At 43.2% G+C, this 24004-nt stretch carries 27 protein-coding genes; 8 read left to right on the forward strand and 19 right to left on the reverse strand.

All coding sequences use genetic code 11. The features are described from left to right. Positions 1-33: 33 nt before the first annotated feature. From AC3WJC_RS02910 to AC3WJC_RS02925, 4 genes are all read right to left on the reverse strand, one after another. Positions 34-531: a hypothetical protein gene (locus AC3WJC_RS02910; RefSeq protein WP_492397570.1), complete on the reverse strand. Its 498-nt coding sequence runs from the start codon at positions 529-531 to the stop codon at positions 34-36. After that, entirely contained in the window at positions 512-997 is a 486-nt protein-coding gene (locus AC3WJC_RS02915) for an RNA polymerase sigma factor (RefSeq protein ID WP_492397571.1), read from the reverse strand. The genes AC3WJC_RS02910 and AC3WJC_RS02915 overlap by 20 nt, the downstream gene beginning before the upstream one ends. A 76-nt stretch (positions 998-1073) precedes the next feature. Beyond that, positions 1074-1994, reverse strand: a complete 921-nt coding sequence (locus AC3WJC_RS02920; RefSeq protein ID WP_492397572.1) for a DUF6263 family protein — start codon at positions 1992-1994, stop codon at positions 1074-1076. Positions 1995-2035: 41 nt separating this feature from the next. After that, on the reverse strand, positions 2036-2368 hold the full coding sequence (locus AC3WJC_RS02925) for a DUF4126 family protein (RefSeq protein ID WP_492397573.1): 333 nt from the start codon (positions 2366-2368) through the stop codon (positions 2036-2038). 466 nt (positions 2369-2834) lie between these two features. Between AC3WJC_RS02925 and AC3WJC_RS02930 the strand changes: the two genes are divergently transcribed. Continuing rightward, positions 2835-3308: a hypothetical protein gene (locus tag AC3WJC_RS02930; protein ID WP_492397574.1), complete on the forward strand. Its 474-nt coding sequence runs from the start codon at positions 2835-2837 to the stop codon at positions 3306-3308. A 77-nt stretch (positions 3309-3385) separates the two neighbouring features. Here AC3WJC_RS02930 and AC3WJC_RS02935 read toward each other — a convergent pair whose 3' ends face one another. Genes AC3WJC_RS02935 through AC3WJC_RS02945 form a run of 3 tightly spaced genes read right to left on the reverse strand, consistent with a single transcriptional unit; the run spans position 3386 to position 5969 of the window. Then, positions 3386-4372, reverse strand: a complete 987-nt coding sequence (locus AC3WJC_RS02935; protein ID WP_492397575.1) for an MlaD family protein — start codon at positions 4370-4372, stop codon at positions 3386-3388. A gap of 14 nt (positions 4373-4386) precedes the next feature. Then, positions 4387-5160, reverse strand: coding sequence for an ABC transporter ATP-binding protein (locus AC3WJC_RS02940; RefSeq protein WP_492397576.1), 774 nt, complete (start codon positions 5158-5160; stop codon positions 4387-4389). Between the two features lie 2 nt (positions 5161-5162). Beyond that, complete coding sequence (locus AC3WJC_RS02945) at positions 5163-5969, reverse strand: MlaE family ABC transporter permease (protein WP_492397577.1); 807 nt, start codon at positions 5967-5969, stop codon at positions 5163-5165. A 197-nt stretch (positions 5970-6166) separates the two neighbouring features. On the opposite strand from AC3WJC_RS02945, the gene AC3WJC_RS02950 reads away from it, so the two are divergent. After that, the gene (locus tag AC3WJC_RS02950; RefSeq protein ID WP_492397578.1) at positions 6167-6421 is read left to right on the forward strand and encodes a hypothetical protein; all 255 of its coding nucleotides are present in this window, start codon (positions 6167-6169) and stop codon (positions 6419-6421) included. Positions 6422-6432: 11 nt separating this feature from the next. On the opposite strand, the gene AC3WJC_RS02955 is transcribed toward AC3WJC_RS02950, so the two are convergent. From AC3WJC_RS02955 to AC3WJC_RS02965, 3 genes are all read right to left on the reverse strand, one after another. After that, positions 6433-7347, reverse strand: coding sequence for a hypothetical protein (locus AC3WJC_RS02955; protein WP_492397579.1), 915 nt, complete (start codon positions 7345-7347; stop codon positions 6433-6435). 68 nt (positions 7348-7415) lie between these two features. Beyond that, positions 7416-7856, reverse strand: a complete 441-nt coding sequence (locus AC3WJC_RS02960; protein ID WP_492397580.1) for an LSm family protein — start codon at positions 7854-7856, stop codon at positions 7416-7418. A gap of 98 nt (positions 7857-7954) precedes the next feature. Next, positions 7955-8971, reverse strand: coding sequence for a fatty acid desaturase (locus AC3WJC_RS02965; RefSeq protein WP_492397581.1), 1017 nt, complete (start codon positions 8969-8971; stop codon positions 7955-7957). Positions 8972-9170: 199 nt separating this feature from the next. On the opposite strand from AC3WJC_RS02965, the gene AC3WJC_RS02970 reads away from it, so the two are divergent. The 5 genes from AC3WJC_RS02970 (at position 9171) to AC3WJC_RS02990 (ending at position 12105) form a co-directional block, all read left to right on the forward strand. Continuing rightward, entirely contained in the window at positions 9171-9416 is a 246-nt protein-coding gene (locus AC3WJC_RS02970; protein WP_492397582.1) for a hypothetical protein, read from the forward strand. Positions 9417-9471: 55 nt separating this feature from the next. Beyond that, positions 9472-9663, forward strand: a complete 192-nt coding sequence (locus AC3WJC_RS02975) for a hypothetical protein (protein ID WP_492397583.1) — start codon at positions 9472-9474, stop codon at positions 9661-9663. A 202-nt stretch (positions 9664-9865) separates the two neighbouring features. Continuing rightward, positions 9866-10387, forward strand: a complete 522-nt coding sequence (locus AC3WJC_RS02980) for a DUF2911 domain-containing protein (RefSeq protein WP_492397584.1) — start codon at positions 9866-9868, stop codon at positions 10385-10387. 85 nt (positions 10388-10472) lie between these two features. After that, a complete protein-coding gene (locus AC3WJC_RS02985; protein WP_492397585.1) occupies positions 10473-11564 on the forward strand; it encodes a DUF3810 domain-containing protein in 1092 nt (363 codons plus the stop codon). Between the two features lie 55 nt (positions 11565-11619). Further along, positions 11620-12105, forward strand: a complete 486-nt coding sequence (locus AC3WJC_RS02990) for a hypothetical protein (protein WP_492397586.1) — start codon at positions 11620-11622, stop codon at positions 12103-12105. 3 nt (positions 12106-12108) lie between these two features. On the opposite strand, the gene AC3WJC_RS02995 is transcribed toward AC3WJC_RS02990, so the two are convergent. Next, complete coding sequence (locus AC3WJC_RS02995) at positions 12109-12912, reverse strand: alpha/beta hydrolase (protein WP_492397587.1); 804 nt, start codon at positions 12910-12912, stop codon at positions 12109-12111. A 103-nt stretch (positions 12913-13015) separates the two neighbouring features. Between AC3WJC_RS02995 and AC3WJC_RS03000 the strand changes: the two genes are divergently transcribed. Further along, entirely contained in the window at positions 13016-14686 is a 1671-nt protein-coding gene (locus AC3WJC_RS03000; protein WP_492397588.1) for an ArnT family glycosyltransferase, read from the forward strand. A gap of 1 nt (position 14687) precedes the next feature. On the opposite strand, the gene AC3WJC_RS03005 is transcribed toward AC3WJC_RS03000, so the two are convergent. From AC3WJC_RS03005 to AC3WJC_RS03040, 8 genes are all read right to left on the reverse strand, one after another. After that, a complete protein-coding gene (locus AC3WJC_RS03005; protein ID WP_492397589.1) occupies positions 14688-17096 on the reverse strand; it encodes an ABC transporter permease in 2409 nt (802 codons plus the stop codon). 116 nt (positions 17097-17212) lie between these two features. Continuing rightward, positions 17213-18073: a glucose-1-phosphate thymidylyltransferase RfbA gene (gene rfbA / locus AC3WJC_RS03010; protein WP_492397590.1), complete on the reverse strand. Its 861-nt coding sequence runs from the start codon at positions 18071-18073 to the stop codon at positions 17213-17215. Between the two features lie 37 nt (positions 18074-18110). Then, positions 18111-18974 (reverse strand): dTDP-4-dehydrorhamnose reductase, encoded by an 864-nt coding sequence (rfbD, locus tag AC3WJC_RS03015; RefSeq protein WP_492397591.1) that lies wholly within the window; start codon positions 18972-18974, stop codon positions 18111-18113. A 17-nt stretch (positions 18975-18991) separates the two neighbouring features. Continuing rightward, on the reverse strand, positions 18992-19546 hold the full coding sequence (gene rfbC / locus AC3WJC_RS03020) for a dTDP-4-dehydrorhamnose 3,5-epimerase (protein WP_492397592.1): 555 nt from the start codon (positions 19544-19546) through the stop codon (positions 18992-18994). Positions 19547-19556: 10 nt separating this feature from the next. Continuing rightward, the gene (gene rfbB / locus AC3WJC_RS03025) at positions 19557-20609 is read right to left on the reverse strand and encodes a dTDP-glucose 4,6-dehydratase (protein ID WP_492397593.1); all 1053 of its coding nucleotides are present in this window, start codon (positions 20607-20609) and stop codon (positions 19557-19559) included. A gap of 217 nt (positions 20610-20826) precedes the next feature. Continuing rightward, positions 20827-21744 carry a tRNA (adenosine(37)-N6)-dimethylallyltransferase MiaA gene (miaA, locus tag AC3WJC_RS03030; RefSeq protein ID WP_492397594.1) on the reverse strand — a complete coding sequence of 306 codons (918 nt, stop codon included), beginning with the start codon at positions 21742-21744 and terminating at the stop codon, positions 20827-20829. Between the two features lie 104 nt (positions 21745-21848). Next, positions 21849-22499 (reverse strand): IS1096 element passenger TnpR family protein, encoded by a 651-nt coding sequence (locus tag AC3WJC_RS03035; protein WP_492397595.1) that lies wholly within the window; start codon positions 22497-22499, stop codon positions 21849-21851. Between the two features lie 36 nt (positions 22500-22535). After that, positions 22536-23948, reverse strand: coding sequence for a CCA tRNA nucleotidyltransferase (locus AC3WJC_RS03040; RefSeq protein ID WP_492397596.1), 1413 nt, complete (start codon positions 23946-23948; stop codon positions 22536-22538). Positions 23949-24004: the final 56 nt, after the last annotated feature.

Consider the following 24004-nt stretch of genomic DNA (forward strand, 5'->3'; position numbering starts at 1 on the left):
ACATCAAGCAAAAAGCGCCCGAAAGGGCGCTTTTTATTTTACTGTTTTTAATTGTTTAAGCTCAGTTTTAAGCTCGTTCATCTGCTCACTCATCTGCCTGTTTTCCAGGTAATAATAAATGGCGAAACCTAAAAATATCTTACCTAACACAAATACAGCCGCAAACACCCAGCGCCACACTTTATGTATACGCATGTGTGTAGCTTCTGATTCTATATCGATATACTGGTTCTTGTTATCAGCTTCGGTATTTTGCTTTTTATGAGTTTGTTCGCGGTAGATCTGAGGTTTGGTGGGCTCACGTAACACGATCTCATTTATTTCATCAGCTATTTTAGGCCAAAGGTGGGCAGGTGGTTCAATAGCCATTGATGCGGCAAGCTTTTCCATATCCTCTTCAAGGGTAAATAGTGCTTGTTTCACTTCAGGGTATTTTTCCTTCATGCCGAGCACTTCCTGCACTTCCTGCTCCGAAGCACTGCCCAGTACGTAGGCTTCAAGTATGCCACTGTTAATATACTCCTGCATCATTACTTTGTCTGATAATTACAAATGCTTCTTTTAATAATCTCCTCACTGTATCTTCCCCTTCATTCAATTCGGCTGCAATGGTGCCTATGTTTTTACCATGGTAGTGTATGCCGCAAAAAACGGCTAATTGCCCGGCATTCATCCTGCTCAAAAAACTGTTAGGCCTGTTAGTTGCCGTTTCTTTAACATCATGCTGTTTTACCGTATTAAAATAGTTAGCCATTTTGCTGCGTGCTACCTGTTGTAGTTTGCAATAAATGTTTTCGCCCGGTTTGTTCAGGTCGTCTGTTGTAGCAGCTACTTTAATAAAGGTTTCTGCCAAATACTTTTCGGCCAGTGCATGGTCTTTTACTACATCGTATATATAACCTAAAAGCATACCTGCATAACGGTTATACACAAGTTGTACGTCATGTACTTTAGCTTGCAGCGATGTATCTGCTGAAATTTGTAAACGCGTAGTCAATAGTTTATGGAATGTATAGAGCACTCAAATATCAGCTTTTTTAATTTAAAATAAACACAGCGGCTTGATTATTCTTTTAAAGTGCCGTAGCAGTTAAACTGCTGGTTATGATAACAGGTATGGCAATGCCGCCGGGCAGTTTAGGGTTGTCCTGAATAATAAGGTTGCCCTTCAGGCTTTGAGTTACTTCGGCATTTACAGGCCAGCCTGTTTTTTTGTTTATGGTGATCAATGAGGTAGTAGTACCAGCCAGGCTACGCTTAACCGGCATGCCGTTTAAGCGCGAGGTATCCGTCGCCGATTCTGATTGAACGGTGCCATTGCCCTGTATGGTGATGCCCGTAGCGGAGCTGTTCGTAATAAAGTAAAAGTTGCGTACGGTTAGGGAAGGCTCACCGGGGGCTTTATTTTCAATGATCCACTTATCGGTTTTATTTACCGTGGATGCAGGGAATATGTACAACAAGTTATCAAGGATGTTGATAACGGCGTTATTGCCGATGGATTGTTGCAGTTGTCTAAACGCTTGTTCGCGCTGCGCTGTATTTACAGTTAAAAGTTGTTTGCTCAATGCGGATAAGCAACTGTCCGCTTCATTGGTAGTCAATGTTTTTCCTGATTTTGATAAGCTGATCAGGAAGGGCTTGCCTTTAAATGCGGCAAGTAATTGTGAGTATACGTTTGCTGAGTCCGAACGTTCGGAGCTGTATTGTAAATTGCCATTTGGCAGTTCCATGCGCAGGTTTATAGTATCGTAATTTGCTGATATGCTGTAATGATCGTTCTGGATATCGCTAACCTTAAAACTCATCTTTGCCGCAAGTATCATCCGCGTTTCAAGCGGCAGTTGTTTGATGGTTTGGTTGGTAGTAATACGCTGCTTTATAAGCAGGCTATAGGTACTCCCTTTAACCAAATTAAGGGCAGGCTTTAGCTTTTGGGCTGATGCCCAAAAAGCGATGACCAGCAAAAGGGTAGTAGCCTCAAATTTTTTCATGCATGCAGCCCGGCTTTAGCAGGGCGAAGTGAATATACCACTTATTTAAATATCAGCCTGGCCAGGCCAATAGCGATGGCATCTTCAGCGCCGCCGACAGCAAAATCTTTTATATGGGGGCGACTGCTAATATACCGGCGTAAATAAAAACAGGCGTAGGTTGATAACAGCGCAGCACCACCGCCTATCAAAGCGCCGGTAAGCACATTCTTTTTGTTTACCTTGCTGATTACCGCTGCTGATAGCGCTCCGTTAACCACCCGGCCAATTACGCCGGCTAAAGCCGTACGGTTAGGTGCAGCCGGTAACTTATCGCCCACTAACTCACCCGCGGCAAGGGTTTGCAAAACCTTTACACCTATGGGTGACCTCAAAAATTTGATAGCCGTATTCTGATCGTTAGTATTTTAAACTTTTGATAGATAACTGCCTGTAGCGGCCGGGGCCATCATGGCACGCATACCTGCAATAATGCCTATGCCAATGGTTTGTTTAATGTTGTTTGCCATCTGTAGTGTATTTAATACACAACGTATGAAAATTGCAAGGGTTTTAGTTAAGCGACATTAATTTTATCGATATATTATTTCACTTGGTAATTGTGAATTGAAGGATAAGGAAAGTATGTCTGGAAAATCAAACACTTAATAATTGCTTTAATCATTCAAAGTATGTTATATTGAGAATAAATTTCTTTAAAGGAAAGGTTAAAAGTAACAAACTTGTAACAATAAAAGGCTCGCAAAACTTTGCAGAATATCCTCAGAAAAATTATCAAATAATTATTAACATTTAGCATTTGTGGCAACATGTTTGGCTATGTAGGCTAAATACATGGCTATGAAAACAAATTTCATTTTTAACAGGTACAAAGCTTGTATCCATAATGCCAACTGGACGTTTAATTACTACCATAAATATAATAACTGTTATTCTATACGCTCTGCTGATGAGGAGATGGAGGCCATATTACGTAAGGTAGGCATTGCTTATGCCAAGTTGATCGCCTTTGTTAAGCTACGTAAACAGAATGATTTTTCTGAACCGAGTATTACTGACATTATCGACGAGTGCGAGATCTTGATGGAGAATAATGAGTCGTTCTTTTTAAAAGTGCTTTACTTTTTAAATACTAATTATGATTTACTGTTAGAGGTATTTAACAGTGAATACTTCCTGAAAGTTATCAGCAAAGAAATTGAAGGCCTGGAAACCAATTTGGCTTATGCCAGTAAATTGGTCAACAAAATGGAAGTGATGCTGCGTACCTCACAGCATGTTTATGATACCACGCTTAAATTAAAAATAGCCTGAAAATTTAGGTACCGGTCATAAAAAAATCCCGCCTTTTATTAAAGGCGGGATTTTTTTATGTGGTATAAAGGTCTGTATTATTTGCCTTTCAGGCTATCAGCTTTTGCCTTTTCACGCTTTTTGAAGAATCCTCTTAACAAAAAGTTATGCTGCGCGGCCTCAAGGTCGTCATTCAGTTTTATGGAGCTTTGCTCAAGGTAATTGAGTGTGTTTTGCATTTTGGCGGCCGTGTTACGGTCGTTAAGTAAAATACCCAGGGCATTATCAGTAGTATTTAGTTTTGATGATGCCTTGTTCAAATTATCAGTAAGCATGCTGGCATTTGCCGCTGTTTGCTGTAATTGCGCAACCGACTGTTGTATTTGTGCGAATGTAGCGGTATCGGTAAGCATCTTATCAGCGAGGCCGCCTTTAGTATTCATCTTTTTGCTAAAGTTATCTAACTGAACGGCAAGGCGGGCAGCACTCTCCGTGGTCGACTGCAGATTCTTCATGGAATTGCGCAGTTGTACGGCCATGCTGCTATCGGCAAGCAGCGCGCCAACGGTGCCTTTGCCTTGTAAAATCTGGCTGCTCAGTTGTTTAAAGTCTTTGGTGATCGAGAGCAGGTTGCGGTTGTTTTCCTGAAAAGTGCTCATCATTTCATCGGTTGAAAGCATTTTTTCGGATTGTATCCGGTCGCCATCCTCAATAACCGGTGCCTGCGGGCTGCCGCCGTCAAGCACGATAATCTTATTGCCTATCAAGCCGTCTGATCCTATCTTGGCCTGGGTATTACGGTGTATGTAAGGCTTTACCGCTGCATCAATAGACATTACAACCTCTACCTGTGAGTTGTTGCTAAAGGCTATTTCTTTAACGGTGCCTATCTTAACACCCGAAAACCAAACGTTGCTGCCTTTTTTAAGGCCGGCCACATCGCCAAAAGTTGAGCGGATGCTGATACTTTTTACAAATGATTTTGATGAGCTACCCAGCGTGAGTACACCTACTACAAATATAATAGTGCCCAAGGCAACAAATATGCCTACTATTATCGCGTTTTTTCTTTCCGAAGCATCCATTGTTATGGTATGTTTTATTGAATAAAATTATAATCATAAAAAGGTTTCACACGGGCATCATCTGTTTCAAATATTTCATCAAATGAGCCTACGCGCTGAAACTGGCCATCAAGCAGCATGGCTATACGATCGCCTGTGGTTTTGGCACAGGTTAAATCGTGTGTAATAATAATTGATGAGGTATGGTAACGCTGCTGTACTTCGTTGATCAGGTCATTGATCTCGATACAGGTTATCGGGTCGAGCCCTGCTGTAGGCTCATCATACATCATTATTTCCGGGTTTAGTATAAGCGTACGGGCAATGCCTATACGTTTACGCTGCCCGCCCGAAAGTTCAGCCGGCATCTGGTTAATGGTCTGCGAGAGGCCTACACCCTCAAGCACTTCCTCAACGGCTGCATTGATCTCCTTACGGGTAATGCCCTTGCGGTTACGTACCAGCGGAAACTCCAGGTTTTTACGCACCGTCATACTATCATACAAGGCGCTGTTTTGAAAAGAGAACCCTATGCGTACACGCAATTGCTGTAATTCCTTATTACTCAGGGTTAGTACGTTATTGCCTAATACATTAATGCTGCCTTCCTCGGGCCTTAACAAACCGGATATTAATTTGATCAGTACCGATTTACCGGTACCTGAACGACCAAGCACCACCAGGTTTTCGCCCTGAAATATATCCAGGTCAATACCGCGCAGCACATGGTAATCACCAAATGATTTTTGGAGGTTACGGATGCTGATAACCGCGTTGTTATAGTCAATAGGTGATTTTGCCTCTTCCATATTTACCTGAACCAGCCGGTTATTTGAACAATCAATATCTCCTCAATAAACACCAGGAACATAGCGATAACTACCGCGTTATTGGCTGCCTTGCCTACACCCTCGGTACCTTTGTTAGAGTGATAACCCTGGTAGCAGCCCACTAAACCTATGGTGAAACCAAACACAATGGCTTTAACCAAAGATTGGTTGATATCTATAAAATCGATCGGGTCAAATACCTCGCCTATAAAAGCGCTGTAGCTAATTCCCTCATTAGCGCTGATGTTGAGGTATGCGCCCAATAAGGCTATTAAAGCGGTATAAGTTGCTAATAACGGAATGGTAAGCGTAGTAGCCAGTACACGGGTGCAAACCAGGTATTTGAATGGGTTTGTGCCCGATACTTCCATAGCGTCGATCTGCTCGGTAACGCGCATGGAGCCAAGCTCGGCCCCGATACCTGACCCAACCTTGCCTGAAGCGATGATAGCCGTAACCATAGGCGCCAAAGCCTTTAATATGGCTATAGACACCAGCGATGGCAGCCATGATGTTGCCCCGAACTCCAAAAGCGAAGGCCTTGATTGTTTGGTGAATATAATACCTATAATAAAACCGGTTAATGATATAAGCGGTAATGAACGTACACCTACCTGGTAACACTGGCGTATAAGCTCCTGAAATTCAAAGGGTGCCACAAAGGCCTCTTTAAAAAAGCGTACTGTAAACCCACCTATGCGGTACAGGTCAACAAAAAAATCGGCAACGCGCTTCCTTAACTTTGAGCCGGGTGTGGGTTGCGAAGGTGTTGTGCTATCTGTATCCATTAATGCGCGCAAAGGTATTATTTATGCTTTATAATATTTGTTGCAAACCTTACAAATTAAGTACCAGTATTGTTTATAACCGTTAATATTAAACTTTACTGACATTCTGTTTAACATTAATGGCAATTAATATATTAACGGCGATAAAACTTTCCGTTTAATTATTGCTTTATGTACGAAAAAATACAATTAAACAGATGGGCGCATATAAACAAAAGTGGCTGCAGATATTACAAAGGGCTAACCTGCAGGGATGGACAATTGAAGAAACCGATGATGCCATACAGATCAACATGCCCAACGTTACCGACCTCAAACTGATTCGCGATAATATACCCGGCACTATAGCGGCATTAACCCTTGATATTGATGTGCCAAAGGAGCGCCTGAAGTTTGTTTTTCATAATGGGTACGAAACCTTTGATTACGTACTTAACCCTAACGAAGCGTAAAGGCAAAGATTTTAATTAAGGTATCCCGGCGTTTTGTAATAATAAATGGGGGCGTATGCACCCTCGCTGGTAGTGTAATAACCACTGCCGCCGGGTGTAAAACCAATGGCTTCACCTAATTTTTCCTGCTGGTAAGGCAGTTCAAGGGGTTTACGTTGCAGGGTTTTCCATACAGGTTCGCCCGGTTCACGTTTCCAGTAAAATACTTTTTGATAATTTTTAACCAGCACATGCTTGCCGTTGCCGGAGATATCGGCGGCGGTTATCCATTTTAAAGGTTTCAGCCCTGCAAAAAACAGCCGGCAACGCTTAGTTAATTTCAAAGTATCATTAGCGCTGTATGTTATAGGGGCGGTATAAACGCCAACGCTGTCGCCGCGCTTGGTGATGATGTAAAACAACTTGTCAAGCGGATCAACCATCAAAGCTTCCGCGTCCTTTGGCCCGTCTGGATAGATCAGGTTTACGGCTACAGCTTTGGTATGTACTACCTCTTTTTTTATTAAGGATGGCGCATCCTTTACCCGGTAAACGGTAACAAATGGCCTTGCTAAAAAGTTATCGCCAATATCGGCAATGTATATGTAGGATGCGCCCTTAACAGGGCCGGGGCCGGTAGCTATATCTTCACAATCGTGCCCGCCCGGTTGGGTGGTGTGCTGCCAGTTATAGTATATGGTTGATTGTGTTTTACCTTCCGGATCTATAGCAAAAAAGCGGCTGGTATCGCCGCTATCATTATGTACATAATAAGTGTCTTTATTCAATGCTGATGCCGCGATGCCTGATATTTCATCAGCCTCTTTACTTTGCAAACGGCCGGAGATGCTGTACTTTTTGCCCAGATAACGGTGCCAGCCATAAGCCGAAAAAAATACGACCATTACTATAGCCAACAATATCCATACCTTTTTTTGCCTTCTCATTTCAATATTTAACAGGCAAAGTAACTATTTATTATTAAGTTTTTAATAATTAGATTGTATTATTGCAATTAATGGTTAACTAAAGTTTCCTGTCGTGCTTCCTGCTCTATCTCGCTAACGGTACGGTAGTCAGCCAGGCCAAGCTCCTGTACGTACTTGCAATTATGGCTGCTGCCCGGGGCGATAAACACCGGCATATCAAAACCCAATTGCTGGTAATAGGGTATTATAAACGCTTGCACAGGTAAGCCGTTAGCTGTATCGATTATCTCGGGCGTTAGTTTTTTGAGTGGCTTTAGCAGCAGCTTGATATCATTGAGCAAAATATCATCAGACAGGGGAACCCAACGGTTAATACCCTTAATTTCGATTAGCAAAGCATTGTTGCGCACCCCCTGCAAACTGCCGGTTACATTACGCTCATTACTCAACAAGCTGTTTATTACCACTAATTGGCCTATATAACGGCTGTATACTATCACCCTGTCATTAACGCTTAAAGTTATCATATTTGCTAATTATATTAGCAAATATGCGATTTTAAATAGTAGGGTGCAAAAGTATATTGAATAAAAAAGCCTCTCCTTTAAGGAGAGGCTGTATGCTGTTAAACCGTAGCGGGTTTTTCTATCTGGATTTCCGCATCCGGGCGGGATTGATCTTTTAAAGGCACTTTGCCTCTGTCCTTACGAACAATGCGGCTAAATAATGAAATCTCTTTATCAAACAAAAAGCGGAAGAAAAGTACCGTCCATGATTTGTGCGATATCAGTGTATCGTAATAAACCGGCGCGGTCTGTTTTATTCTTGGCAAACGGTTCCATGGTATCGATGGAAAATCATGATGCTCATTATGGAAGCCTACGTTGAATGATACAGTATTTAAACGGCCATAATAGCTGTAAGTTTCCTGCTCTTCGTTATGAGTTAAGTAATGCTCCTGTATCCAGCGTGCGCCAAGCGGGTGTAAACCTACCGAGAACATAAAGCTTAAAAACAGGTAGCCAACAGCGGCACCGCCAAAAAAGTACCAGATAGCTGCGGTAAATACAACTTGTACCAATACGTTAGCAACGATCCACGCGTCAAAGTTCTGTATCTCTTTTAACCTTGATATACGGAATACCTGGAACAGCGGGAAAAAGAGCAGCCAAACGGCTTTACCCAAAAATGAATTATTGATAAGCTTTGCTTCCCAACGGTTAGGCAAGTCGGCATCCAGCTCATGTATACCCTGAAAAGAGTGGTGTTTAATATGATAACGCTCAAACGATACCGAGCTTGGAAATATTTGCGGCATATTAGCCAGCATACCGGCCCAGCGGTTAAGCTTTTTGTTTTTAAACAGCAGATGATGCGCGCATTCGTGGATCATCACAAACAGTGAGTGATCGGCAAAGGCGCCTAATAAGTAAGCCGCGCCTACAATTACCCACCAAGCCTGGTCGCGCACGAGCCACGCCATTACTACCTGGAAAAGTACCAGACCCAATATGGCGAAAATCGTATTCGGGTTTCTGCCAATAAGGCTGCGCACCTCAGGGTGTTCCTTTAAAATCTTCTTGGTACGTATACGGTGTGGTTCCGAATACTCTGAATAAACGAAGTCAGTTTTTTTAGTCATGCACTTGTAAAGATAGGTATAACGTTATATATATGCCAATAAGTACTTACGAAATTAATTATTCTTTTTGTTAAAATATTTTATAACCTATTAATTTATGTTCAAAAGGCGTTTGTAGGTTATTTTAATATTAACAAAGCGTTAGGTGGTAATGTAATGTTAATTGATGCGGGCTTAACATTCATGTTACATTTGCATCATGCTCAAAGCCACGCTTCCTGCCTATGCCATTGTTGAACTACTAATGCGTTTATCCGGGATCAACAAACAAATAGGAGATTATAAAGGGCATACCATTCGCAATGGTGTTGTTAACGTAAAAACCACTACCGGTACCGTGAGCATTACAACCGACCTGGTAATGCAGCAGTTTAACGCCCCCGAACAGATAGGGGTAGAGCAGCTCACTGCTGCCGTGGGCACTTTCAGGCAGCGCAGAATATAGGTTGTAAAACCATTTTTTACTTACGATGTTGTAAATATTATAAATACAGCGGGTTATGAAAACCGACAAGCATTATAAATTTATTAACAGCAGTACCGGCTACTGCATCTTCCATTATTCGCTAAGCAGCGATCTGTCTCCCGAGCAAACAAAAATTGAACTGGAAAAGGTTAAGGCCCAGGTTGCCTCTAATAATCATTTACAGCTCAATACAGTTTACTGGGAAGAAGATAAAAGCGATAAATGATCTGCTTAAAATAAAAACCCCTGCCACGTTTAAAGGCAAGGGCAAATCACAACAACTGTTTAACCTTGCGGTCAATTCCTAATTGCAAAGTGATGTAAAGCTATATACAAACTGTTGCTTCAATTTGTTTATTTAATTGCTTATACAATTTGCCAAATCAAACCGTTAATTACCTTTGCAGTAACTAATCTAAAATACCACCATGAACAAAGTATTAAAATTAAAAGTGATGTCAGTTATGCTGATCGCTATGTTCTTTTCAATTGCTACTAAAGCCCAGGATGTCAAACCTGTTGCCAGCCCCCGCGATAGTGTTAGCGGTAAAGCAGGTAAAGCCAACATTACCATTAATTATGGCAGCCCTGCGGTTAAAGACCGTAAAATATGGGGTTCATTAGTGCCTTATGGCCAGGTATGGCGTGCAGGTGCTAACGAGGCTACCGTATTTACTACAGATAAAGCTATTAAAGTTGAAGGCAAAACTTTGCCGGCCGGTACTTACAGTTTTTTTACTATCCCAACTGAAGGTGAGTGGACTGTGATATTTAACAAAGTTGCTAAACAATGGGGTGCTTACAAATATGAGCAAGCTCAGGATGCTTTGCGTGTAACCGTAAAGCCTGTAAAAGCCGCTTCAAAGCACGAGCGCCTGGTTTACGCCATCAACCCTAAAGGTTTTACTTTAAGCTGGGACGAAGCAACCATCCCGGTTTCTGTAAAGTAATCAAACCAAAAAAATAACACGGAGCCCCTGTTTTGCAGGGGCTTTTTTATTGCAGCATTGCCGCCGTTATGTATATTTACAGGCAATGTTTAAGCCCAAATCACCCCTGATTAAGTTACTGCTTATTGTTTTTACGCTGGGGCTTGCCCTGTTTTTGCTCATGCAGTTTGCCGCTCATCCGCAGGCGGTTGAGCAGTACTACTCGCAGGGCCTATACCGTGGTGTTTGCCTGGTGCTGCACACCCTTTTTAACTGGCTGCCCTTTAGTTTTGGCGATGTGGTTTACGTGGCCGTATCGCTATGGCTGGTTTACGTGGTTTTTAATATACTGAAGCAACTATTTAAAAAGCGGTTTAAAGGCGCGCTTTACAGTGCGCTGCGTTTGGTTATCGGTATACAAATCGGTGTTATTGTTTTTTATCTTTTTTGGGGATTGAATTACTTTCGCCCAACTGCCGGTGAACGCCTTGGCCTTACCGATACCACTTACACCCTTACCGATTTAAAAGCGGTTACACTGGTACTGATAGATAGTGCCAACCAAACCCGGCAAAAGCTTTCTGCCGCGGATAGGGCCAGGCCTAATGACAGTATATACAAGTCGGCGGTTCAGGCTGTAAAGAATGTGGCGGATTCATCAGCACAGTTTAAAGTTTATTACCCCGCCGTTAAACCGGCCATGCTCACCTTTGTAATTAATTACCTGGGTACTTCGGGCTATTATAACCCGTTTACCGGCGAAGCGCAGATCAATTACCAGATGCCGGTTTACGTACGCCCGTTTGTGGCCTGCCACGAGCTTTCGCACCAGGTAGGTTTCGGGCCGGAGGACGAAGCTAATTTCGCGGGCTTTTTAGCGGGCATTAAATCAAAGGACAGGTTGCTGCGCTATTCTGCCTACTATACCAGCATGACGGAGTTTATGTATGCCCTTCGCTCAGCCGATACCACCTCATTCAAGCTGTTTAAAAAGCGCATCAGTAAAAATGTACTGGCCGACCTGAAGGCCGAACGCGAATATTGGGAATATTACGAGGGCAGGCTTGATGCCGTAAGCAGTATATTTTATGATAAGTTTTTAAAGGTGAATAATCAGCCTCAAGGCCTGCTTACCTACAACCAAATGATAAACCTGGCCATGGCCTGGTATAAAAAGCAGCCAACAAATGGGCGTTGATCCTGCTGTATAGATGACGCAATAATTAGCTATATTTGAGGAGTTTAATATTGAAATGAAAAGCTTAGTCCTTATCCTTTTACTTTTTACCTGCGGTTACGTGCAGGCACAAAGCCTAACCCTTAATGACCTGACCAATCTTGCCCAGCTAAGCAACGGCGAAGCTCACGACTACCTGGTTATATCGCGCAAGTTTAAGCGTGATTACATCCAGAACATTAATGGCAAACAGGTAGAAAACTACAAAGGGCTAAACGATACCACCAAGCGCGAAACCGTAATTATAGGAGATGGGCAAAAGCTGAATAACGGGCTTTTACTGCGCAACGTTTATTACGCCACCAATAACCGCAAGTTTTTACTTAACCTGATTACCCAGGCCAAACAATCAAACTTTAAACTAAGCTTTACGGGTATGGATGCCGGCAACAACATTTTTATGTTTGATGATGACCTGTATCATATTATCATCAATGTGGGCAGGGCAAAGGGTACCGGTTCGGTAAGTGTTAAGCAAAAGGAGTTTTCGGGGGTTTATTAGCGCTTAATTTAAAATAGCGGGTAGGCGCTTTATATATTCCGGATTTTTATCAATGCCGTTATGCTTTTGTCCTTTCAGGATGATGAGCTGATCTCCAGTTTTAAAATGCTGCTTTAATTTTAATGATGACTGATAATATATCCGTTCGTCGGCATCACCATGAAAAATTATTACGGGCGCTTTAACTTTTTCAATATTGCTATAAGTATCCAGATCGTATTTTGAGATGAACGATGGCAGGTAGGGGTACAAGTGCTTCGCCAGATCAGTAAAACTGTAATAGGGGGCAAGCAGTATCAGTTTATCCGGTTTGTTATGAGCTGCCAGCCATGCCGCGGGCCCCGTGCCTATGGAGAAACCCATAATGATGATCCGGCGGCCACGATATTCATTCTTTAGCGTATCATAAGCGGTTTGTACAGCGGTTAATAATTGGGTCTCACTGCTGATGTGCCCGCTGCTTTTGCCAAAACCGGGGTAGTCTAAAACAAACATATCATAATTTTCGGCGGTATGTTCGGGTGTGATATCGCCCCAATCGTCAGCATTACCGGCATTGCCGTGCAAAAAAAAGATGAGTCCTTTAGCGGTATCAGCCTTGAATAATACACCGCTCAATGTATCACGGCCATTTTTGATGCTATACTCCTTAAACCGATAAGTAAAACTGAATTGGTGATCACGCGGCAGTTTTGCTTCGTGGAAGATCAGCTTATCCTGCTCAAAATAAAAATAACAGCAAACCGCAATGTAAAGTGCCGCGGCAATACCTGCAAGCCAGGCCAGGATCTTAAAAAGTTTATTCATATATCAGGTGGTCAAGTTATGTAAATGCCGTGGGTAAATCAACCATTGTGTAAACGGTGTAACGTGAAAAATCTGTTTATCTTTACCCGCAAGCGTTTATACTATGCCCCAAACACCTGCACTTAACAAGTGGCTTTATTTATTTTTAGGTTTAGCGGTAGCTATAAATTTCAGCGGTTTGTTTGTTCCGCTGATGAATCCTGATGCAACCCTTTACGCCACCATTGCCAAAACCATGGTACTACGTAATGATTATGTGAACATCTACGTTCGCGATACCGACTGGCTGGATAAGCCCCATTTTCCATTCTGGATGGCGGCCTTGTTCTTCAAAGTATTCGGCATTAATACTTGGGCCTATAAACTATCGGGCATTGTGTTTATGCTGATGGGAGCGGTGTATACCTGGCTGTTTGCCAAAAGTTTATACAATAAACAGGTAGCTTTTTGGGCGGTACTGATATTATTGACCGCACAGCATATTGTACTATCAGACAATGACGTACGTGCCGAGCCTTACCTCACCGGTTTGATCATTGCCTCAGTGTATCATTTTTACCGGTCGTACACCAAACCTTCGTTTTGGCATTTATTGATCGCCTGTGGATTTGCCGGTTGCGCGGTAATGACCAAGGGAATATTTGTGTTGATCACCATTGGCGGCGCTATTGCAGGCCATCTGATCATCACCAAACAATGGAAACAGTTGTTTAACCCGCGCTGGTTATTAGCTGCCGTACTGATATTCGTTTTTATGTTGCCCGAGGTGTATTGCCTGTATGTTCAATTTGATGCGCATCCCGAAAAGCTGGTGTTCGGTCAGCATAATGTATCGGGTATCAAATTCTTTTTTTGGGATAGCCAGTTCGGCAGGTTTTTCAATACCGGCCCTATTAAAGGCAGCGGCGATCCGTTCTTTTTTGTGCATACAACATTATGGGCGTTTTTGCCCTGGTCGTTACTGTTATTCGCTGCTATTTATCAGTTCATTAAAAGGGGCGTTAAAAATGTAAGGGCATACGAGTGGTTCAATATCTGTGGGGCCATGCTCACCTTTCTGATGTTCTCGGCTTCTAAATTCCAGTTGCCGCATTATATCAATATCGTGTTCCCGTTTTTCGCGATTATTACTGCGCAGTATATCTTTAGCGTTCAATCCGCGAAAAGTATAAAAGCGATCAACATTACACAATGGGTAGTAATCTTGTTGCTATTAATGGTTTTAGTAGCCTTACAGGTATATTATCAGCCTGAAATAAATAGTGCGTTACTGGTTACGTTAGTACTTACGTTAATGCTTACGCTTTTTGTATTACCCAATATGTTTGGTAATAGTTGGTATGAGCGGATCGGTTTTCGCAGCATTATAATTTGTGTAATGGTAAACCTGTACCTTAACCTTGCCTTTTACCCGGATTTATTAAAGTACCAGGCCGGGAGCGAGGCAGGGATGTACATCAGTCAAAGTAACATCCCGGTAAACATACCTGTGCTGCAAAGCGGCGACGATGTGAATTTTGCCATGGAGTTTTACCTTGACAGGCCGATGAATACGGTAAAGCCAGATGATCTGGACAATCTCCCTCAAAGCGATTTTTTACTTTATGGCCCCGCCGACCAGATTTACTCGTTGGTGCCGCCTGCCCGGAAGGTGATAGTATTAAAAAGCTTTAAACGATACGCCATAACACGGCTGAGTCCTGCTTTTTTGAATAAAGCGACGCGCGGCAGCGAGCTTACCAAAATGGAACTCCTGTTGGTGAAGTCCCGTTAATTTATTGAGTACTAATAGCCCGCACCGGACTACGTAGCGCTGTTCTTAAAGTTTTTATGCTAATAACTAGTACTACAAGCAAAGCAAGTATAATGGCAACCGTTAAAAACGGCATGGCATCAAGCCGAATACGGTAGGCGTAATTTTGCAACCACCGGTTTAGCCCAAACCATGCCATCGGCCAGCCAATCAGGTTGGCAAAAAGCGTTAACCAGGCAAATTCTTTTATAAACAACCATATTACCTGCATTGCCGAAGCGCCCAATACTTTGCGGATGCCTACCTCTTTAACACGGCGGGCAATGCTCAAAGTAGCAATACTGAACACGCCCAGTAATACTATCATCAGGGCAGTTATGGTAGCTGCTTCTGCCGCTTTTTTTATCTGCATTTCACGCTGGTAAAGCGCTTGCAAGGTAGTATCCATAAAGCTGTACTCAAACGGCGCATCCGGGAAGAAGGAAGTCCATTTACTTTGCAGCGCCTCTACAGTACACGCCATATTACCCGGTTTTACTTTAAAAGAGATATACCTGTAAAAAGGAGATGCTGCGATATGGGTAAATAGCATAGGCGATATAGCTTGCTGCATGGATGCGAAATGAAAATCCTTTATTACACCAGTAATAGTAGATGGAGCATTGTTTCCTTGTAGCTCCACCTGTTGACCAATGGCATCGGCTGGTTTAGGCCAGCCAAGGGCTTTCGCTGCTGATTGGTTGATCACTATATTCGATTGATCTGCACCCTGGCCTTGTGATGCAAAGAACTGCCCCGCCAGTAAGGGTATCTTGTAAGTATTCAAGTAATGGTGATCGGTAAGCAGGCCGGTAGCTGTTATGCGCTGCGTGCCATTTTCTGTAGTTCTGCTCAGGGTAAGCCCGGCCGAGCTGCTTTGTCCGTTCGGAATTTCAAAAGAAATACTGGCATCTGCTACCTGGGGTATGCGCGCAAATTCATCCCGGATGGTTTCTATATGCTGTACGCCTTCGGGAGTCCAGTCACGAGGTACTTTTGCGGTTATTATCTGCTCTTTATCGTACCCTAAATCAGTATTGAAAAAAAAGCCGACCTGCTTATTGATGGCAATGGCCGATATAAAAACCACAATAGCCGTAGTGAACTGCAAAGTGATTAATCCATATCTAAAAGCCACGCCCTGTTTAACGGTTTTAAGTTTGCCTTTTAATGCATTTACCGAAGCTTGTGCCGAAAGTACTACCGCCGGATAGATGCCCGCAATTAGGCCGATAAGCAGCACAACCAATGCTGCCACAAATATAAAGTAAATCGGGAGGGAGCTAAGTGCCGGTAAATTCTTACCCAGTATCTCACCAAAAAAGGGTTTAATAGCGAGGTAACCTGCAAAAGCAACAATAAAAGCCAGGTAAGCCATTAACACAGACTCTGCCAGGAATTGTAATATCAGTTGCCACCTGCTGCTGCCCATCACTTTGCGCACACCAACCTCTTTAAGGCGCGGGATAGCATTGCCAACCGTGATATTCACAAAATTGATGATAGCCATAAGCAGTATAAATGCACCTATCGCGCCCAAACTATAAATCATTGTACGGGCACTGCCCACGCTGCTTCCCAAATAGTATTCGGCTACTTTTACGGGATATACTTGCAAATTTTGCTGTATTTCCTTATCCGTATTTGAGCTTAATAGTTGTTTGATAGGCCTATCAAGCGCAGCAGGGTTCACGCCCTCTTTAAGTTCGATGTAATTTACCATATACGGGTTATTCCAGGCAATAAGCCCGGCATCCCGCCCGAAGAACTTCATGCTTGCAATCGGGAAAAATACCTGGTTACTGGCACCCGCGTAATTGGTAACCGTGTTAAACGGCAGGCTTTTAAGTACGCCGGTTATTTCAAAATCCTGTTTGCTGTTGTTAAAAGAGTTTACAGTTAATGTTTCTCCGGTTACATTAGCGCGGCCAAAATACTTAACAGCCACTTCTTCGGTTATCACAACCGAATTTGGATCTGAAAATGCGGTGGTTGCATTACCATACAACAGTTTAAGACCGAACATGGTAAGCAGCGTTGAGTCGCCTGGTTGTATGGCTTCGGTAAAGTGTTTATCGCCTTTTGATATAATGGTCGACAAGCCATCGTGACGATAGTAATCTTTTACCAGATCAGGATAATTGTCTTTAAGCGCTTTGCCAATAGGGGCGAGGGTTGTAAGGTCCATGCCCATGCCGGGTTTTTTCCACTTGCTTTGTAGTATGTAAACGTTTTGTGGCACATGGGCGTTTACCTGCAATTCTCCCCAAACAAATATCCCTACAATAAATACAAAACAAAGGCCTATAGATAAACCTACAATATTGATGATAGAAAATAGTTTGTTTTTAACCAGGTTGCGCCAGGCAAGAGTAAAATAGGTACGCAGCATAAGTGAAAAGGAATTTAATTGCAAGCAAGGTAAACAAAAAGAGCCGGCAGATAAATGCCGGCTCCATTGTATTAACATACTTTAACAATTAGCCTAATGGCTCAACCTACTAAAGGTTAGCTAAGCAGCTTTTGTAAATACTTACCGTAACCGCTCTTAATATATCGTTGTGCCAGGTTGCTTAACTGCTCGGCATCTATAAAGCCCATGCGGTAAGCCACCTCTTCAATACAACCAATTTTGGTGTCCTGGCGTTTTTCAATTACACGCACAAACTCGGTGGCATCGCTTAATGAGTCGAATGTACCGGTATCAAGCCATGCGGTGCCGCGGTCCATTACACCTACCTGTAGTGTGCCTTGTTCTAGATAAACTTTATTTACGTCGGTTATCTCGTATTCACCACGTGGTGATGGTTCGAGGTCAGCCGCTATCTGGATTACGCTGTTATCATAAAAATATAAGCCCGGTACCGCGTAGTTTGATTTTGGTTGTTCCGGTTTTTCTTCGATAGATAGCGCTTTGAAATCCTTGTCAAATTCAACCACGCCATAACGCTCAGGGTCGGCTACGGGGTAGGCAAACACGGCCGCGCCCACTACATCATTAAAGCTTTGTATCAGTTTGCTAAAGCCGGATCCGTAAAATATGTTATCACCCAGGATCAGGGCGGCTTTATCATCGCCAATAAAATCCTTACCAATTACAAAGGCTTGTGCCAGGCCGTTCGGTTTTTCCTGAATGGCGTACTCAAAGCGGCAACCCAGTTCACTGCCATCGCCAAGCAGGCGTTTAAAGCCTTCGTTATCTTCGGGCGTGGTGATGATCAGTATCTCCTTGATATCAGCCAGCATTAAAACAGAAAGCGGATAGTAGATCATCGGCTTATCATAAATTGGCATAAGCTGTTTACTGATGGCCTTGGTTATAGGATATAGCCTGGTGCCTGATCCGCCTGCTAAAATAATACCTTTCATTATGTAGATGGTTAGTGTTGGTTAAGGGTCTTTGTTGTTAATTAGTTGTTTTAAGCCTGTTGATGCAAATCTCCAGACTATCGCGCCAGTAAGGTATCTCAATGCTCAATGCATTTTTGATCTTGCTTTTATCCATTACTGAATAAGCGGGGCGTATGGCTCTTGTTTTGTATGCGCTGGTTGGTATCGGCAGGGTTTTTACATGCGTTTCCGACAGGTCAAAAATAGCCTTCGCGAAATCATACCATGAAGCTACGCCCTCGTTGCTGTAATGATACAGGCCGTAGGCGGTGCTTTCCGTTTTGATGATCTCTAAAATAGCATAAGCCAGGTCGATACCGTAAGTTGGCGTGCCTATCTGGTCGGCAATAATGGTTAATTGTTCGCGCTCAGCACCCAGTTTAAGCATGGTTTTAACAAAGTTGTTACCATACTCGGAGTATAGCCAACTGGTACGCAAAATAAAATATTTTTCCATCGCGCCGCTGATCGCCAGTTCGCCATCCAACTTGGTTTGGCCGTAAGCATTAATAGGTGCTGCTATGTCGTCCTCTACACGTGGGGTTGGCTCGTTGCCAGCAAACACAAAATCAGTTGATACGTGGATAAGCGTGGTGCCATACTCGCCGCAAAATTTGGCCAGGTTAGCGGCGCCAATTTTATTTACTTTGTCGGCTGTTTCATAATCATCCTCGGCCTTGTCAACCGCAGTATAGGCGGCGCAGTTAATAGCGTATGCGGGGCGCTGTGTTTCAAATGTACATTTCAGCGCGTCAAGGTCGAGTATATTAGCCTCTGCCTCGCCCGGAAAATAGATCTCGGTGATGCCCTCGTTTTCGGCTACCTGCTTAAAGCAGTTGCCCAACTGGCCGGATGCACCGAATATCACAATGTTTTTCATGTTGTATAAGTAGGATGTTAAAAGAATGGTTCCTGAACGTCGGCAAGGTAAGGGAGGATCCTGTCCTTCTCTGATGTTTGCAGTATATCCGCAGGCAGTATCCAGTCTATATTCAATGAAGGATCGGCATAATGCAAACCACCCTCTGATGCTTTGTTATAAAAATTATCGCACTTGTAAGCAAAAATGGCGGTATCACTTAATACCACAAAGCCATGCGCGAACCCACGCGGAACAAACAACTGGTGCTGGTTCTCTTCGCTTAAACGTGCGCCAACATACTGGCCATAAGTTGCAGAACCGGGACGAAGGTCAACCGCGACATCAAGCACTTCACCTTTTACCACACGTACCAGTTTGGCTTGGGCATGTTCGCCTTTTTGCAGGTGCAGGCCACGCAAGGTTCCCTTTGATGAGTAGGATTGATTATCCTGAACAAAAGTAGTGTTGGTGCCGGTCAGTTCGTTAAATGTTTGCTGGTTATAGCTCTCAAAAAAGTAACCGCGGTCATCATTAAATACGCGTGGTTTTAATAGTACGCAACCCTCAAGCGGAGTAAGTTCAATAGTCATGTGTTGGTGGTTAGCGTTTGTCGTATTGAGTTTCGTAATAATCAGCATAAGCACCGCTCGTTATGCGCTCTATCCAGGCTTTATTGTTCAGGTACCAGTCAATAGTTTCTGACAGGCCTTGTTCAAATGTTACTGATGGCTCCCAGCCTAACTCTTTGTTCAGTTTGGTGGCATCAATAGCGTAACGGGCATCATGGCCCGGGCGATCTTTCACAAAAGTGATCAGCTTTTCATTTGTTCCCGGCTCACGGCCAAGTTTTTCGTCCATCTGGCGGCAAAGTACACGTACCAGTTCAATATTGGTCCACTCGTTAAAGCCGCCAATGTTGTAGGTATCGCCGTTATTGCCTTTATGGAATATCAGGTCGATAGCGCGGGCATGGTCAATTACATATAACCAATCACGTACGTTTTTACCATCGCCATAAACAGGCAGTTGCTTGCTGTTTAATATATTGTTGATGAGTAGCGGTATCAGCTTCTCAGGGAAGTGATTAGGGCCGTAGTTGTTTGAGCAGTTTGATACGATGGCCTGTATGCCATAGGTATCATGGTAAGCGCGCACAAAGTGATCGCTTGATGCCTTGCTGGCGCTGTATGGAGAATGCGGATCGTACTTGGTTGTTTCGGTAAAGAAACCCTCAGTACCTAATGAACCGTAAACCTCATCCGTTGAGATATGGTAGAAAAGGTGTTTCGAGTAATCATCTTTCCAGTATTTTTTTGCGGCTTCAAGCAGGATAACCGTACCAATTACATTGGTTTGTACAAAGTCAAGCGGGTTGGTTATGGAGCGGTCAACGTGCGATTCGGCAGCTAAATGTACCACATCGGTAACACCATATTTTTCAAATACGGCGTTAATGGCAGCAGCATCGGTAATATCAGCACGTTCAAAATTATAATTAGGCAGATCTTCTATATCTTTCAGATTCTCTAAATTACCGGCATAGGTCAGGGCATCAACATTGATTATTTTGTAATCCGGATAATTTGTTACAAATCGCCTTACTACGTGCGACCCGATAAAACCAGCACCCCCGGTAATTATTATAGTTTTCATAAAGTGTGTTGAAATATAATTCTAATTATTATTTGCCGAAAATAATGATAAAATTGTAATGGAACTAGGAGTTTATAATTTTTTTATTAAATGTAATAGAGAGTTTATCTTATTTTTATATTTAATAACTATATAAATACTAATGCTCGCTGTTTATAATCGGGTACGTAAATGTAAAAACTTAATCAGCAACTGCAAATAAGCACTGATTGCTGGTTTATAGTTTTGTGTTAATGACTTTCAGCATGGCCGGCAAAGTTTCCTGGGTCAATACATCGATCCATTTTACATCACTATCCCGCCTGAACCAGGTAAGCTGCCTTTTGGCAAAGCGGCGTGTGTTTTGTTTGATAAGCGATATGGCAGTTTCCAGATCCGTTTTTCCATCGAAGTAATCAAATAGCTCTGAGTAACCTACCGTATTTAATGCATTTAAATGCCTGTATGGCAATAACGACTTTACTTCATTAACCAAGCCTTGCGCTACCATCAAATCAACCCGGTGGTTTATACGGTTATAAAGCTGTTCGCGTTGCATGGTTAATGCCAGTTTAATGGTTTTGAACGGGCGTTTATCTGAATTTCCCTGGCGATAGGATGAAAAGGGCCGGCCTGTAGTTTCATAAACTTCCAACGCCCGTATAACACGCTGCGGGTTGTTCAGGTCAACCTGGTTATAATATTCTGGGTCGGCGTTTTTTAATTTTTCTTGCAGATAGGTAATACCGTGTTGTTGCAATTCGGTATTTAACTTTTCGCGTAAACCTTCGGCAGCTACCGGCAGGTCATCAAAGCCTTCGCATATAGCTTTAATGTATAATCCTGATCCACCGGCTAAAATAACCACATCATGTATCCTGAACAGTTCATCCAGTAGTTGCAAGGCCTGCTTTTCGTAATCGCCTACGTTAAAATCCTGGTTAATGGAGTGCGAATTGATAAAGTGATGTTTTACTGCTGCCAGTTCATCCGCATCAGGTTTGGCGGTGCCGATAGTCATTTCCCTGAAAAATTGCCGCGAATCAGCCGATACCACTACCGTATTGTAATGCCGGGCCAGTTGTATGGCAGCCGCGGTTTTACCAACCGCCGTTGGGCCTGCTACTACAATAAGTGTTTTCTGCTGAATAGCCATCAAAATTATAAAATGGTGTTTAAATTAAAATAGCGATGGGGTGATAAAGCCATCGCTATTTTTGTATGCTGACTATGGTCTATCGACCATAAACTAAGGACTAATTAATAATCATCCCTGCTGCCACGGCCGCTGCGGTCTTCTTCCTCAAAGCCTTCGTTGTCCGAAAATTCATCGCCAAATTCATTCTCCTCGCTTTCTTCTTCCTCTTCTTTGGCAACGGCTTCGCCGGTCTCGTCAACTTCAGTAAAGTCTTCGGTATCTTCCGGATTGTATTCCATCTCGTTCAAAAAGTCAAACTCTTCGCTGGTTGGCGGCAATATGGTCGGGTTAAATACATTGCCGAACTGCTTAGGCGCTTCGCCTACAGAGCGCACTACCTGCGGGTACTCAGCCTTTGGTGATTCATCCAGAATGATCTTCATCAACTCCACATGAAAATCAAACGGACGGTCAAAATTAAAAGTGTAATAAAACTTTTGGTGCGGATCGTCAATAAAACCGCTCAGTTTTACCTTGTCCATCAGGGCAACGCCGCGATCTATTTTACGCTGATTGGGCATAAAGGTAATTTCTTCACCCTTAGTCCATTGGTCGTTACTGATATAAAATGATGAAGGATAGTCGGGGTTATATCCGGTAGATTTATGTATCGCATGATGAAGATCCTGAAAAGTTTGGTTTGATTTTACATCAATCTCCCTTACAATATCATCATAATCCTCAAAGGTAACCCTGAACCTGTATACTGCCATTTGTTATATTTTTATCAAAATTAATAATGTTTTGTTTTATTTGGTTTGAGCAACAACTTTTAAGCCAATTTGTGTGCCTTTTTCAATAGTAAACTCAAGGGCAGCCTCACGGGTGTTGGGTATTTCGCCTTCGAGGATGGCTTCGCGTATCTGGTTTTTAATTATACCCACCTCGCGGCCCTCTTTTAAGCCGAATAACGCCATAATATCATTACCGTTTATGGGCGGCTGCCAGTTGCGAATATTATCGCGCTCCTCAACATCTTTTAATTTTTGCTGAACCAGCTCAAAATTCTGGCGGTATTTTTTAACCTTATATTCGTTTTTGGTGGTAACGTCCGCTTTACACAACAGCATCAGCCCCTCAATATCGTCACCTGCCTCAAAAAGTAAACGGCGGACTGCCGAATCGGTAACAATGGATTGTGATAACACAATAGGGCGTAGGTGCAATTGTACCAACTTTTGTACCAGCTTCATCTTCTCATTAAGCGGAAGTTTTAGCTGCGCGAATATTTTGGGCACCATGCGCGCGCCTTTATCCTCATGGCCATGAAAAGTCCAGCCGTGGCCGGGTTCAAAGCGTTTGGTGGGCGGCTTGGCAATATCGTGCAATATAGCGGCCCAGCGCAGCCACAGGTCGGTATTGGTTTCGCAAATATTATCCAATACCTGCAGGGTATGGTAAAAGTTATCCTTATGGCCTTTGCCGTCGCGGTATTCTACACCGTAAAGTGCCACCATCTGCGGGAATATTTTGTGCAGCAGGCCGGTATCAAACAAGTATTCAAAACCTATGGATGGTTTCGGCGAGAGGATGATCTTGTTCAACTCATCCGTAATCCGCTCTTGCGATATAATTTTGATCCGGTCGGTATTGGTTTTAATAGCCTGAACCGCCGCATCGTCAATCTTAAAATTGAGCTGTGTGGCAAAACGTATGGCCCGCATCATCCGCAGCGGATCATCGCTGAATGTTTCGACCGGGTTAAGCGGCGTTTTAATCAGCTTTTGTTCCAGGTGCGATATGCCGCCAAACGGATCGAGCAATTCACCAAAATTATCCGGATGTAAGGATAGTGCCAGCGCGTTGATGGTAAAATCGCGGCGGTTCTGGTCGTCCTCCAAAGTGCCATCCTCCACAATAGGCTTGCGTGAGTCGCGGCGGTATGATTCCCGTCGAGCGCCAACAAATTCCACTTCTAGGTCGTGGTATTTAAGCATGGCGGTACCAAAATTTTTAAATACCGATACCTGCACGTTCAGCTTTTTGGCCACAGCCTCGGCAAAAGCAATGCCGTTGCCTATCACCACGATATCGATATCTTTTGAGGGGCGTTTCAGGAACAAATCGCGCACGAAACCGCCAATAGCATATACCCGCGCGTTTTGCTGACTTGCCAGTTGCGCTATTACTTTAAATATATGGTGTTGAAGATGCTCTTTCATGCCTGCGTATGCCGGGTAGGCACTGTTGAAAGGTGCAAATTTAGAAAAATAGGCTA

It is taken from the genome of Mucilaginibacter sp. FW306-07-L (genome assembly GCF_058782065.1).